The 12,486-nt window shown below is 65.4% G+C and carries 14 protein-coding genes; 6 read left to right on the top strand and 8 right to left on the bottom strand.

The genetic code is table 11. The annotated features are described in order from the left end of the window. Positions 1–87: 87 nt before the first annotated feature. Complete coding sequence (locus tag shn_RS36380; RefSeq protein ID WP_162852945.1) at positions 88–246, bottom strand: hypothetical protein; 159 nt, start codon at positions 244–246, stop codon at positions 88–90. Positions 247–497: 251 nt separating this feature from the next. On the opposite strand from shn_RS36380, the gene shn_RS11345 reads away from it, so the two are divergent. Beyond that, positions 498–962, top strand: a complete 465-nt coding sequence (locus shn_RS11345) for a chemotaxis protein CheW (protein ID WP_023514279.1) — start codon at positions 498–500, stop codon at positions 960–962. Positions 963–1,162: 200 nt separating this feature from the next. After that, positions 1,163–1,525: a hypothetical protein gene (locus tag shn_RS11340; protein WP_064330495.1), complete on the top strand. Its 363-nt coding sequence runs from the start codon at positions 1,163–1,165 to the stop codon at positions 1,523–1,525. A 56-nt stretch (positions 1,526–1,581) separates the two neighbouring features. On the opposite strand, the gene shn_RS11335 is transcribed toward shn_RS11340, so the two are convergent. From shn_RS11335 to shn_RS11305, 7 genes are all read right to left on the bottom strand, one after another. Continuing rightward, positions 1,582–2,088, bottom strand: a complete 507-nt coding sequence (locus shn_RS11335; RefSeq protein ID WP_064330494.1) for a CreA family protein — start codon at positions 2,086–2,088, stop codon at positions 1,582–1,584. A gap of 92 nt (positions 2,089–2,180) precedes the next feature. After that, positions 2,181–2,927, bottom strand: a complete 747-nt coding sequence (locus tag shn_RS11330; RefSeq protein ID WP_064330493.1) for a copper homeostasis protein CutC — start codon at positions 2,925–2,927, stop codon at positions 2,181–2,183. A 22-nt stretch (positions 2,928–2,949) separates the two neighbouring features. Continuing rightward, positions 2,950–4,005, bottom strand: coding sequence for a dipeptidase (locus tag shn_RS11325; RefSeq protein ID WP_064330492.1), 1,056 nt, complete (start codon positions 4,003–4,005; stop codon positions 2,950–2,952). An 84-nt stretch (positions 4,006–4,089) separates the two neighbouring features. Continuing rightward, the gene (gene nagA / locus shn_RS11320; protein ID WP_064330491.1) at positions 4,090–5,250 is read right to left on the bottom strand and encodes an N-acetylglucosamine-6-phosphate deacetylase; all 1,161 of its coding nucleotides are present in this window, start codon (positions 5,248–5,250) and stop codon (positions 4,090–4,092) included. Beyond that, entirely contained in the window at positions 5,247–6,269 is a 1,023-nt protein-coding gene (locus tag shn_RS11315; protein ID WP_064332555.1) for an SIS domain-containing protein, read from the bottom strand. The genes nagA and shn_RS11315 overlap by 4 nt, the downstream gene beginning before the upstream one ends. Positions 6,270–6,289: 20 nt before the next feature. Continuing rightward, positions 6,290–7,054, bottom strand: coding sequence for a GntR family transcriptional regulator (locus shn_RS11310; protein WP_064330490.1), 765 nt, complete (start codon positions 7,052–7,054; stop codon positions 6,290–6,292). Next, entirely contained in the window at positions 7,051–7,938 is an 888-nt protein-coding gene (locus shn_RS11305; RefSeq protein WP_064330489.1) for an N-acetylglucosamine kinase, read from the bottom strand. The genes shn_RS11310 and shn_RS11305 overlap by 4 nt, the downstream gene beginning before the upstream one ends. Positions 7,939–8,135: 197 nt before the next feature. Between shn_RS11305 and shn_RS11300 the strand changes: the two genes are divergently transcribed. The 4 genes from shn_RS11300 to shn_RS11285 all read left to right on the top strand — a co-directional run bounded on the left by shn_RS11300 (position 8,136) and on the right by shn_RS11285 (position 12,461). Further along, on the top strand, positions 8,136–9,029 hold the full coding sequence (locus shn_RS11300) for an N-acetylmuramic acid 6-phosphate etherase (protein ID WP_064330488.1): 894 nt from the start codon (positions 8,136–8,138) through the stop codon (positions 9,027–9,029). A gap of 44 nt (positions 9,030–9,073) precedes the next feature. After that, positions 9,074–10,333: an ABC transporter substrate-binding protein gene (locus shn_RS11295; RefSeq protein ID WP_064330487.1), complete on the top strand. Its 1,260-nt coding sequence runs from the start codon at positions 9,074–9,076 to the stop codon at positions 10,331–10,333. Positions 10,334–10,655: 322 nt separating this feature from the next. Next, entirely contained in the window at positions 10,656–11,606 is a 951-nt protein-coding gene (locus shn_RS11290; RefSeq protein WP_064330486.1) for a carbohydrate ABC transporter permease, read from the top strand. Positions 11,607–11,621: 15 nt separating this feature from the next. Next, the gene (locus tag shn_RS11285) at positions 11,622–12,461 is read left to right on the top strand and encodes a carbohydrate ABC transporter permease (protein WP_064330485.1); all 840 of its coding nucleotides are present in this window, start codon (positions 11,622–11,624) and stop codon (positions 12,459–12,461) included. Positions 12,462–12,486 lie beyond the last annotated feature (25 nt).

Here is a 12,486-nt window from a genome sequence, read left to right as displayed (position 1 = left end):
GCCGGTGTCATAGTCCTTCGGTCGGACGCGCGCAAACGGGCCAATTGCCGCAATGCGAAGCGGGATCGGCGTCTCGCGGAATTGTGATCAGAAGCACCAGGCCATGCCGGATTCGGCAAGGCTGAGGAAGATCGCCGTGCCATGCTCCAGCCAGCCGGCAAAGGCGGCGGTGGCGGCCATCACGCCGAGGCCGAGCACGAGGAGCGCGGCGGGCAGGGCGGTGTATCGGCGGGCGGTCTTGTCCATGCCGGCAAGTATAGCCCGGAATCGCGGGATTTCAAACCGGGGCGGACTGCCGTAACGGAAGGCGGTTTGCCGGTCGGATTTTATCGAAAGAGGCTAAAATAGCAGTTTCCGGTGCCGTTCCTTAGCCATTGTTTAATCTCTCTTTGCCACTTTCGGACAACGCGCAAAGGGCCGGTCAGACCCGCTGGACATGATGTCCGCCGTGCAGCGCATTCCAACAAGTCCATCGTCGATTGGAAAGAGCCTCACCCATGTCCAACGCCCTGAAACAGTCCGGCGCCTATCTCGAAATCGTCTCCTTCCATCTCGGGGAGCAGGAATTCTGCATCGACATCATGGCCATCCGCGAAATCCGCGGCTGGGCGCCGGTGACGCCGATGCCGCACACGCCGCCCTATGTGCTCGGCCTCATCAACCTGCGCGGTGCGGTGATCCCGGTCATCGACATGGCCTGCCGCCTTGGCATGAAGATGACGGAGCCGTCCGAGCGTTCGGCGATCATCGTCACGGACATTGCCGGCAAGCTCGTCGGCCTGCTCGTCGAGCAGGTCTCCGACATGATGACCATCAAGAGCGAAGCCCTCCAGCCGGCGCCGGAAATCATCCCGGAAGCCCAGCGTGCATTCTGCCGCGGCATCGTCGCGCTGGAGAAGTCGATGGTCTGCTTCCTCAACCTCGACACCGTCATCGCCGACGAACTCGCCCAGGCCGCCTGATCGCAGCAGGAAGAGCGTTCCGATTTCGGGCACCTGGCCGGTTTTCCGGCCGGGTGCCTTCGGCCGTCCGAAGACAATTCCGGTATATTATCCTAAATTAAAATTTAATAATGCGCGGTTTCGCGGCGATTTGTCAGGAACCATGCGAAGCCCGCCCCGTTTCCTCCATGCTACCCATAAAGACAACATGGAGAATTCTCATGAAGAAGACCGTTACGATTGCCCTTGCTTCGCTTCTTGTCGCCGCGCCGGCGGCAAGCATCGCCTATGCCCAGGACGCCACGATGCCCATGACCTCGGACAGCATGTCCACGGGCTCGATCAGCGCGGACAATGTGAATGTCGTCACGCTGTCCTCGCTGGAGGCTGACGACAGCAAGCGCGGCGAAGCCGAACGCCTCAGCCTCAAGGCCAACGACCCGGCCACGATGGAGAAGGTCCAGGCCGAGCTGCAGGGCGAACCGGGCCTGGCCGAAGCGCTGGCTTCCAAGAACGTCCAGTTGCAGAACGTCATCGAAATCCAGACATCGGGTGATGGCGGCAAGGTTGTCTACGTCAAGTAAACCGCTGTCCCATCAACGAAAACGCCCCGGACCTCTTCAGGTGCCGGGGCGTTTTTTCAGGGCTTGCCGTTGGTCCAGGTGACGGTCTCGCCATAGAGCGGCACGGTGGAGATCGACATCTTCGCCGATCCCTCGGTCAGTTCGCGCGAATGGGCGAGATAGATCAGCGTGTCGTTCTTCCTGTCATAGATGCGCGTGACGATCAGCGACTTCCAGATCAGCGACAGGCCGGACTTGAAGACCTCCTCGCCGCCGCGGTCGAGGTCGATGTCGCCGATTGTGATCGGGCCGGTCTGCTGGCAGGAGATGGCATTGTTCGAGGGGTCCTCGAACCAGTTGCCCTTCTTCAGCCGGTCGATGACGCTGCGGTCGAAATAGGTGACGTGGCAGGTGACGCCGGACACCTTAGGATCGGTCACCGCGTCGATATAGATGTCGTTGCCGATCCAGTCGACGCCGACCTTGCCGACCGTCTCGGCGGCGGCGGGCAGGGCGGCAAGCGCCATCAGGCCGGCGGCGATGGCCGTGCGAAGGCGGGGGGCGGCAGAAATCGTCAGCGGCATGGCAGGTCTCCTTGTTCCGTCTTCAACGTAAGAAGGCGCCGGCCGCTTGCAAGCCGGCCCTTGAAGCATTTTCGCTTTTGCCGGACTTGCTCTTACGATTTTGCCGCGGCGATGGTGGCGCGCACCGCGTCCCCGTCGGTCAGCGTCACCTCGTATTCCCGATCCTTCTGCGTACCGCCCATGCCGACATGCGGGTTGCGGAAGGCCATGCCGCTTGGCACGGTCTTCAGCGCGGCGAAGTGCAGCTCGGTGAGATTGGCGCCGTCGCGGACCTTTCGGATGTTGTCCGCATCGAGCGCGCCGCAGCCCATGATGACGATGCGGCCGGCGGCTTGCTCGTTGGCGGCCTTCAGGATGGCGAGGCCCTCCAGCGCGCTGTCGCGCTGGCCGGAGGTCAGCACGCGATCGACGCCGCAGCGGATGAGCGCCTCCAGCGCCTCGCCGGCATCGGCCGTCATGTCGAAGGCGCGGTGGCAGGTGACGGACATCGGCCGGGCGGCCTCGACCAGCCGCTTCGTGCGCGCCTCGTCGATCCTGCCATCGGGCGTCAGGCAGCCGATGACGACGCCGGAAACGCCTTCGTCCCTAAGGGCGGTGACGTCCTCCACCATCGTCTCGAATTCCGTCTGCGAATAGAGGAAGTCGCCGCCGCGCGGGCGGATGATGACATGGACGGGGATCTTGGCCGCCGTCACCGCGGCGCGGATCGTCGCAAGGCTCGGCGTCAGGCCGCCCTCCACCAGGCTGGCGCAGAGTTCCACGCGGTCGGCGCCGGCATCCTGGGCGGCGAGGAAACCGTCGATGCCTTCGACGCAGAGTTCGATGAGGGGCTTGGCCATGGTGTCCTTCCGGTTGTTCTGGTCAGGCTTCGTGCCAGACGGTCTTGAGGAGCCGCAGCCAGTTTTCCCGGCAGAGCTTTGCGAGGTCGTCCTCGCCGTAGCCGGCCTGGCGCAGCGCCTCGACGAGCGCCTGGCTGCCGGCGGCGTCGTGGATCGCGCCGGGAATGGTCGCGCCGTCGAAATCCGAGCCGAGCGCCACGCAATCGATGCCCATGCGCTCCACCATGTGGTCGATGTGGCGCACCATGTCGGAAAGCGGCGTTTCGGGGTTTTCGAGGCCGTCGGCCCTCAGCATGGTCGTGGCGTAGTTGAGGCCGGCAATGCCCTTGCGCTCGCGGATCGCGTCGAGCTGGCGGTCGGTGAGGTTGCGCGAGATCGGCGTCAGGGCGTGGGCATTGGAATGGGTGGCGACGAGCGGCTGGCTGCTTTCGCGCGCCACGTCCCAAAAACCCTGTTCGGTGATGTGGGCGAGGTCGATCATGATGCCGAGCCGGTCGCAAGCCTTCACCAGTTCGACGCCGGCCGCCGTCAGGCCCGGGCCGGTATCGGGCGAGGAGGGATAGGCGAAGGGCACGCCATGGCCGAACAGGTTATGGCGGCTCCAGACGGGGCCGAGCGAGCGCAGGCCGTTGTCATAGAGGCTTTCGAGGTTCGACAGGTCCTCGGCGATCGGCTCGCAGCCTTCGATATGGAGCACGGCGGCGAAGCGGCCGGCATCCATGGCCGCGCGGATCGCCGCCGTGGAGCGGCAGATCGAAAGGCCGCCGGCCTGTTCCAGCCGGGCGGCGATGTCGGCCATGTCGAGCGCGATCTTCAGTGCGTCTGCATGCTCGCGCGGTCCGACCATCGGGATGTTGTAGTGACCGTTCTCGTCGATCTCGCGCGGCGGATAGTCCTCCACCGGCGGAATGAACATGGCGCAAAAGCCGCCGGCAAGGCCGCCCTTCTTCGCGCGCGGGGCGTCGATATGGCCCTGGTCCGTTCCGTCGATGAATTCGGCGATCGGGTCGGCGCCCTTCCGGGCATTCTCCCACAGGCGCAGGAGGACGTCGTTGTGGCCGTCGAAGATCAATTGCATGGAGCGCTCCCGGATCGATACGTCAGATCATCCGACGGGGTAGAGCCGATTCCGCCGCGGCCCGCAAGAACCGTGGCGGCGACATCAGGCGGCGAAGACCGGCGTGCCGGCGATCCAGGTGGAGAGGACGTTGATATTGCCGTCTATGACCGCGAAGTCGGCATCGTGGCCGTGGGTGAGGCGGCCCTTGCGGCCCGTCATGCCGATTGCCTCGGCCGGGTAGAGCGAGGCCATGCGCAGCGCCTCCTCCAGGTCGAGGCCGACATGGTCGCGCATGAAGCGGATGCAGGAGGCCATGTCGATATCGGCGCCGGCGAGCGTGCCGTCGGCCAGTGTCAGGCGCCCGCCTTCGCGAAAAATCTCGCGGCCGTTGAGGAAGAAGCTCGTCATGTCGGTGCCGATGGTCGACATCGCGTCGGTGACGAGGAAGATCCGGCCGGGGCCGCGCTTGGCCCTCAGCGCCACGCCGATGGAGGCCGGATCGACATGGAAGCCGTCGGCGATCAGGCCGGCATTGAGGTGGCCGAGATCGAGCGCCGCGCCGACCATGCCGGGCTCGCGGTGGCCGAGCGGGCTCATGGCGTTGAAGAGATGGGTCATCATGCTGGCGCCGGCCTCGACGGCGGCGGCGGCGGTCCTGTAGCCGCAATCCGAATGGCCGAGGCTGACGGTGACGCCCGCCGCATGGAGCGCGGCGATCTGCTCGTTGGTGGCGTTTTCCGGCGCCAGCGTCATCAGGAGGGCATCGAGGCCCTTTCGCGCCGCGATGGTGCGGGCGAGGTCGGCTTCTTCCATCGGGCGGATGAGGTTCGGGTCATGCGCACCCTTGCGGGCGACCGAAAGGTGCGGGCCTTCGAGATGGAGGCCGAGGAAGCCCGGCACCTTCGCCTGCTGCGCCGCAAGGCCGGCGGCGATGGTTTCCGTCGTCACCTCGACAGTGTCGGTGATCAGCGTCGGCAGGAGGGCCGTCGTGCCGAAGCGGGCATGGGCGGCGCAGATCGTGCGGATGCCTTCGAGGTCCGGCCGCTCGTTGAGCAGCACGCCGCCGCCGCCATTGACCTGCAGGTCGATGAAGCCGGGAACGAGCGAGAGCCCGTCCATCGGCACGGCGCGGGCGTCGGCCGGCACATCGCGAAGGGGCGCGATGGCCGCGACCTTGCCGTCCGCGACCAGCAGCACGCTGTCCTCATGCCACAGATCGCCGTCGAAGATGCGGGCGCCGGTAAGGGCGGTGAGTGCTGTCATCGGGTTTCCGTCACTTTCTTCAGGTTGACCGGCTTGTCGGGATCGAGGCCCTTGCCGCGCGACCAGGCCTCGACGAAGCCGTAGAACGGCACGATGAGGGCGAGCGCATCGGTGATCGGATGGCCGGTGGCGACGAAGGGGAGTTTTCGCGCGCTTTTCGCGCCGGCGGCTGTGACGCAGGCATAGGCGCCGCGATCGGCGAGGCTGTCGGCCATGCCGGTGACCGAGGCTTCCGCCGCGTCGCGCGCGGCAAGCGCGATGACCGGGAAGGACGGGCCGACGAGGGCGACCGGGCCGTGCAGCACTTCGGCGGAGGAATAGGCCTCGGCGTGCATGCCGGAGGTTTCCTTGAACTTCAGCGCCGCCTCGCTGGCGATCGCAAGGCCCGGGCCGCGGCCGAGCACGTAGAGCGACTGGGCGTCCTTGAGGTCGCCGGCAAGGTCGGACCAGTCGAGCGCGACGGCCTTCGCGAACTGTTCCGGCAGGGTCTTCACGGCGCGGTCGAGGTCGGAATCGCCCGTCCATTCGGCGAGCACGGCAAGGCCGGCGACGATGGAGTTGACGTAGGATTTCGTCGCGGCGACGCTGAGTTCCGGGCCGGCGGAAAGATCGAGCGAGTGCGTGCAGGCATCCGCCAGCGGCGAGGGCAGGGTGTTGGTGAGCGCGATGGAGATCGCGCCGCCCTTGGTCGCGCCCTCGGCCATGGCGACGATGTCGGGGCTCTTGCCGGACTGGGAGATGGCGATGGCGGCCGCGCCGCCGAGCTTCAGCTTCGCGCCGTAGATGGAGGCGAGCGACGGGCCGAGCGAGGCGACGGGCCGGCCGGCGGTGAGTTCGATCGCATATTTCAGGAAGAGCGCGGCATGGTCGGAGGAGCCGCGGGCGACGGTGACGAAGAACTGCGGATCACGCTCCCGGAGCGCCTTGCCGGCCGCCGTGACGGCGCTGGCGGAATTTTCGAGCAGCCGCGCCGCCGCTTCCGGGATTTCGTTGATCTCTTTGCGCATGTTGGTCTGCATGGAATTGCCTTTGCGGTTGGTCACGTCTCGGAAAGCGTCAGTTCGGCGACGAAATCGTAGGCATCGCCGCGATAGATGGAGCGGGTGAACTCGACCACCCGGCCGGAGCGCAGATAGGAGATCCGCTCGATGGAAAGCCCGGCGGAGCCGGCGGGCACGCCGAGCATGGCCGCGTCCGGATCCTTCATGTTGTAGGCGGAGATGCGCTGCACGGCGCGGACCGGCCGGCAGCCGCGTTTTTCCAGCGCGGCATAGAGCGAGGTCGTGACCTGCATCGGATCCGGCAGGAATTCCGCCGAGATGCAGGCGCGCTCGATGGCGAGCGGCATGTCGTCGGCGACGCGCAGGCGCCCGAGCCGCGCGACGAGCGCATCGGCAGGAAGGCCGAGCATCATCATCTCGTCCGGCGAGGGGTGGAACAGGCCGCGGTCCAGCCATTCGGCGCGGGTGACGAGGCCGCGGCGGGCCATGTCCTCGGTAAAGGAGGTGAGGCGGGAGAGCGACTGCTGCACCTTGGCAACGGGCTTGGCGACGAAGGTGCCGGAGCCGTGGCGGCGTACCAGCAGGCCGTCCTTGACGAGGTCGTCGACGGCCTTGCGCACGGTGACGCGGCTGACATTGGCGTGGTCGGCGAGGTCGCGCTCGGCGGGCAGGGCGTCGCCGTAGTTCAGCTTGCCCGAGGTGATCGCCTCCTCCAGCATCTGGCGCAGCTTGACATAGAGCGGGCCGGGTACGCCCGACTGCAGGCTTTCCGGCGTGAGGATCGCGGCAAGGGGCGTGGTCATGCGGCAGCTCCCGTTCGCTCTCTGTAACCCTTGGCGGCCAGCGCCACGGCGCCGGTCAGGGCGTCCGCCTCGGCCTCCACCAGGATCGCGCGGTGATGTTCGGACAGCCATTGCGGATAGAGCGGCGCAAGGCCGCCGAGCAGGCAGAGGCGCGGCGCGCCGGCCAGCGCCATGATGGCGTCGAGGGATTCGTTGACGCTTGCCGCCCCCGCCGTGACGATGGCGATCGCCTGCGGGTCGCCCTCCTTCGCGCGGGTGAAGACGAGGGGGGCATAACGGCCGAAATCGCCGGGCTTGGAGAGGCGGGCGAATTCGACGATGCCGCGCGGATCGTGCTTGAATTCGTCGAGAATGGCATCCGTGAGGCCCGAGCGCGGATGCACGCCGTCATGGGCCAGCAGCGCTTCCTGGAGCGCCGCATGGCCGATGCGCGCGCCGCCGCCGAGATCGCCGACGGTAAAACCCCAGCCGCCGACATAGCGGACCACATTGTTCTTGCGCCCCATATAGATGGAGCCGGTGCCGAGGATCGCGACGGCCCCGTCCGTGTCGCCGATCGCGCCCTGCAGGGCGATCAGGCCGTCGGAATCGATGTCCGTATGGCGGAAGGGCAGGCGGTCATGCACGTAGCGGGTAAGATCGCCGACATTGGTGCCGGCAAGACCGAGGAAGGCGGAGGCGCCGTCGATGCCGGCCTCGTCGAGCCCTGCGTCGCGATAGGCGGCCCTGGCCGCTTCGGTGATGGAGATGATCGCATTGTTGGGATCGGTCAGGATATTGGCCGCGCCGCTCTTGCCGCGCCCCAGGATGGTGCCGTCCGGGCGTGCGACCGCTGCGCGGCAACTCGTTCCCCCGCCGTCGATACCGAGAATAAGATCTGTCATGGGCACCTCCGAGCACAACGATACCAAAAAAATACCATTAACCAAGGGGTATGGTGGTATCGAAAATAAGCTTTCGTTCAAACTGCTGTTTTTAAATGATAAAAATATTTGATACCAAAAAAGTGGTCTCAAAAATTAATTTCCTATGGACAATTGGTATTTTTTTGGCATTAATTCCGGCCAGAGGAGACACGGCGATGGCTGCAGGCAGGACAGAAGGCAGACACGATCAGGCAAGCGGGCTGGACGAGCGTCAGCCCGTGGATGTGCTGAAAGTGCTTGCGGATGCCCAGAAGGCCGCGGCCGGCGCCGTCGATGCGGCGCTTGCCGATATCGCCACTGCCGCCCGTCTTGCGGCCGATGCGCTTCTGTCCGGCGGACGCCTCGTCTATGTCGGTGCCGGCAGTTCCGGCCTGATGGCCATGGCCGACGCGCTCGAACTTCCCGGCACCTACGGCATTTCCCGCGATCGCATCGTCATCCTGCTCGCCGGCGGGGCCGCGAGCCTCGAAGACCTGGCGGGCGGCTACGAAGACGACCGCGCGCTCGCCGTCGGCGACGCCGCGGCGGCCGATATCGGCCCGCGCGACTGCGTTGTTGCCGTTTCGGCGAGCGGCAGCACGCCCTATGCGCTGGCGATCGCATCCCATGCGAAGGAGAAGGGCGCCCGGGTCGTGGCGCTCGCCAACAATCCCGGCGCCGCGCTGTTCGAGGGCGCCGATGTTGCGATCCTGCTCGAAACGCCGCCGGAGGTCATTTCCGGCTCGACGCGCATGGGCGCCGGCACGGCGCAGAAGATCGCCTTCAACATGTTTTCCACGCTCGTCGGCGTGCATCTCGGCCATGTGCACGATGGCCACATGGTCAATCTCAAGGCCGACAACATCAAATTGAGAGGGCGTGCCTGCCGCATCGTCTCCGACATTTCCGGTGTCGGGCTCGACGAGGCGGAACGCCTCCTTCAGCGCTCCGAAGGCTCGGTCAAGACGGCCGTGCTGCTCGCTGCGGGGGCGCGGGATGCCGGCGCGGCGCAGGCGGCGCTGGACCGCTCGGGGCAGAGCCTCCGGCGCGCCCTGAAAGCCCTTGGATAAACTGGTCTCAAAACGCGCCGCGGCGCATAAAAGGGGAGAATGAAATGACACGCACCGCAATCAAAGGCCTGTTGCTCGCCACGAGCATCCTCGGCACGGCCGGGCTTGCCCAGGCGCAGGACGTCACGCTGACGGTCGAAAGCTGGCGCAACGACGACCTGTCCATCTGGCAGGAAAAGATCATCCCGGCCTTCGAAGCCAAGAATCCCGGCATCAAGGTCGTCTTCTCGCCGACCGCGCCGACCGAATACAACGCCGCGCTGAACGCCAAGCTCGACGCCGGTTCGGCCGGCGACCTCATCACCTGCCGTCCGTTCGACGCCTCGCTCGAACTCTTCAACAAGGGGCACCTTGCCGGCCTGAACGACCTGCCGGGCATGGAGAACTTCTCCGACGTCGCCAAGTCCGCCTGGACGACGGACGACGGCGCGACGACCTTCTGCGTGCCGATGGCCTCGGTCATCCACGGCTTCATCTACAACAAGGATGCCTTCGACCAGCTCGGCATCGCCGTTCCGGCAACGGAAGCCGAATTCTTCGCCGCGCTCGACAAGATCAAGGAAGAGGGCAGCTACATCCCGATGGCCATGGGCACGAAGGACCTCTGGGAAGCCGCGACCATGGGCTACCAGAACATCGGCCCGACCTACTGGAAGGGCGAGGAAGGCCGCAAGGCGCTGATCGCCGGCACGCAGAAGCTGACCGACGACGCCTGGGTCGAGCCCTACCGCGTTCTCGCCAAGTGGAAGGACTATCTCGGCGACGGTTTCGAAGCCCAGACCTATCCGGACAGCCAGAACCTCTTCACGCTCGGCCGCGCTGCCATCTACCCGGCCGGCTCGTGGGAAATCGGCCTGTTCAACACGCAGGCGCAGTTCAAGATGGGCGCGTTCCCGCCGCCGGTGAAGAATGCCGGCGACACCTGCTACATCTCGGACCACAACGACATCGGCATCGGCCTCAACGCCAAGGGCGGCAATGCGGAGGCTGCCAAGACGTTCCTCAGCTTCGTCGCCTCGCCGGAATTCGCCGACATCTACGCCAACTCGCTGCCGGGCTTCTTCAGCCTGAATTCGACGGCCGTGAAGATGAACGACCCGCTGGCGCAGGAATTCGTCTCCTGGCGCGAGAAGTGCCAGCCGACGATCCGCTCGACCTACCAGATCCTGTCGCGCGGCACGCCGAACCTCGAAAACGAGACCTGGACCGAATCGGCCAACGTCATCAACGGCACGGATACGCCTGAGGTGGCCGGCGAGAAGCTCCAGAAGGGCCTCGATAGCTGGTACAAGCCGGCCAATTAAGACTGGGACAAATGGATGCGCGGGAGAGGGGAATGCCCCTCACCCTAGCCCTCTCCCCGCAGGCGGGGAGAGGGGACTGAGACGTTGCGGCAAGTCTCCTTCTCCCTGCTTGCGGGGAGAAGGTGGCCGGCAGGCCGGATGAGGGGCTGGGTGCCCCCGATCTTTCCGAAGGTGGAGAGGTCAGGACGCCGCAAGGCAAAATCGGGGAGCGACCCCGGCACTATCGTGTATGCTGAATTTGTCATGTGCGGCACAACCGGCCGCGCAACGCGTCCGTGCATGCGGACCTAACCAATAACAACCGGACGGGGCACGCTGGGCCATGAGCGACATACCTTCTTCCCATGAGGCAACAGGACCGATCAGGCGGCCAAGGCGCTGGCATATCGGCGTTTTCCTGCTGCCGGCCTTCATCGTTTATTCGGCGGTCATGATCCTGCCGCTCATCGAGACGCTGCGCCTGTCGCTGTTCAACACGGTGGACGGCCAGCCGGCCTTCGTCGGCCTCGGCAACTTCATGGTGCTGTTCGGCGACGAGCGCTGGGCGGCCGACTTCTGGAACGCGCTGAAGAACAACGTCATCTTCTTCATCATCCACATGCTGGTGCAGAACCCGATCGGGGTGGCGCTCGCGGCCATGCTGTCGATCCCGAAGCTGCGCTTTGCCGCCTTCTACCGCACGGCGATCTTCCTGCCGACGCTGCTCTCCTTCGTGATCGTCGGCTTCATCTGGAAGCTGATCCTCTCGCCGATCTGGGGCGTCTCGCCCTACCTGATGGATCTCGTCGGCCTGAAGTCCTTCTTCTCGCCCTGGCTCGGCAAGCCGGGTTCGGCGCTGATTGCCGTGTCGCTGATCTCGGTCTGGCAATATGTCGGCATCCCGATGATGCTGATCTACGCGGCGCTGCTCAACATCCCGGAAGAGGTGATCGAGGCGGCCGAATGTGACGGCGTCACCGGCTGGAGCCAGTTCTGGAAGATCAAGCTGCCGCTGATCCTGCCCGCCATCGGCATCATCTCGATCCTCACCTTCGTCGGCAACTTCAACGCCTTCGACCTGATCTACACCGTGCAGGGCGCGCTGGCGGGGCCAGACAAGTCCACCGACATCCTCGGCACGCTGCTCTACCGCACCTTCTTCGGCTTCCAGCTCCAGCTCGGTGACCGCTCGATGGGCGCGACGATCGCGACGGTCATGTTCCTCATCATCCTCGCCGGCGTCTCGCTCTATCTCTTCGCCATCCAGCGGCGCATGCGTCGCTACCAGTTCTGATCGGGAGGGCCGGACATGTCCAAAGCACGCACTTCGCTGACCCGCACGTCGCTCGTCCACCTGGCGCTGATCGGCTACGCGATCATCTCGGTCTTCCCGGTGTTCCTGACGCTCATCAACTCGATGAAGGACCGCAACGCCATCTTCCGCAACCCGATGCAGCTTCCGACGCCGGAGACCTTCGACCTCGTCGGCTATACGACGGTGCTGGGGCAGGGGGATTTCGCGACCTACTTCCAGAACAGCTTCATCGTCACGGTGGCCTCCATCGCGCTGGTGCTGCTGTTCGGCGCCATGGCCGCCTTCGCGCTCTCGGAATACCGCTTCCGCGGTAACACGCTGATGGGCCTCTACCTTGCCATCGGCATCATGATCCCGATCCGTCTCGGCACGGTGGCGATCCTGCAGGGCATGGTCGCGACGGGGCTCGTCAACACGCTGACGGCGCTGGTCCTCGTCTACACCGCGCAGGGCATACCGCTCGCCGTCTTCATCCTCTCCGAGTTCATGCGGACCGTCTCCGACGACCTCAAGAATGCCGGGCGCATCGACGGTCTTTCGGAATATGCGATCTTCTTCCGCCTCGTCCTGCCGCTCGTGCGGCCGGCCATGGCGACGGTCGCGGTCTTCACCATGATCCCGATCTGGAACGACCTGTGGTTTCCGCTGATCCTGGCGCCGAGCGAGGCGACCAAGACGGTGACGCTGGGCTCGCAGATCTTCATCGGCCAGTTCGTCACCAACTGGAACGCAGTGCTCGCCGCGCTCTCGCTCGCGATCCTGCCCGTCCTCATCCTCTACTTCATCTTCTCGCGGCAACTGATCCGCGGCATCACCTCGGGAGCAGTCAAGTGAGTTCTGCCATTCGCGTTCTTTCCGC

This window comes from Shinella sp. HZN7 (genome assembly GCF_001652565.1).
Classification (GTDB): Bacteria; Pseudomonadota; Alphaproteobacteria; order Rhizobiales; family Rhizobiaceae; genus Shinella; species Shinella granuli.
This window is presented reverse-complemented; position numbering and strand designations above follow the sequence as displayed.

Bases quoted from the DNA above. Each gene is read 5' to 3' on its own strand.
- shn_RS11315 (WP_064332555.1), bottom strand. From the start codon at position 6,269: ATGCAGACCAACATGCGCAAAGAGATCAACGAAATCCCGGAAGCGGCG.
- shn_RS11310 (WP_064330490.1), bottom strand. From the start codon at position 7,054: ATGACCACGCCCCTTGCCGCGATCCTCACGCCGGAAAGCCTGCAGTCG.
- shn_RS11305 (WP_064330489.1), bottom strand. From the start codon at position 7,938: ATGACAGATCTTATTCTCGGTATCGACGGCGGGGGAACGAGTTGCCGC.
- shn_RS11290 (WP_064330486.1), top strand. From the start codon at position 10,656: ATGAGCGACATACCTTCTTCCCATGAGGCAACAGGACCGATCAGGCGG.
- shn_RS11345 (WP_023514279.1), top strand. From the start codon at position 498: ATGTCCAACGCCCTGAAACAGTCCGGCGCCTATCTCGAAATCGTCTCC.
- shn_RS11335 (WP_064330494.1), bottom strand. From the start codon at position 2,088: ATGCCGCTGACGATTTCTGCCGCCCCCCGCCTTCGCACGGCCATCGCC.
- shn_RS11330 (WP_064330493.1), bottom strand. From the start codon at position 2,927: ATGGCCAAGCCCCTCATCGAACTCTGCGTCGAAGGCATCGACGGTTTC.
- shn_RS11295 (WP_064330487.1), top strand. From the start codon at position 9,074: ATGACACGCACCGCAATCAAAGGCCTGTTGCTCGCCACGAGCATCCTC.
- nagA (WP_064330491.1), bottom strand. From the start codon at position 5,250: ATGACAGCACTCACCGCCCTTACCGGCGCCCGCATCTTCGACGGCGAT.
- shn_RS11300 (WP_064330488.1), top strand. From the start codon at position 8,136: ATGGCTGCAGGCAGGACAGAAGGCAGACACGATCAGGCAAGCGGGCTG.
- shn_RS11285 (WP_064330485.1), top strand. From the start codon at position 11,622: ATGTCCAAAGCACGCACTTCGCTGACCCGCACGTCGCTCGTCCACCTG.
- shn_RS36380 (WP_162852945.1), bottom strand. From the start codon at position 246: ATGGACAAGACCGCCCGCCGATACACCGCCCTGCCCGCCGCGCTCCTC.
- shn_RS11340 (WP_064330495.1), top strand. From the start codon at position 1,163: ATGAAGAAGACCGTTACGATTGCCCTTGCTTCGCTTCTTGTCGCCGCG.
- shn_RS11325 (WP_064330492.1), bottom strand. From the start codon at position 4,005: ATGCAATTGATCTTCGACGGCCACAACGACGTCCTCCTGCGCCTGTGG.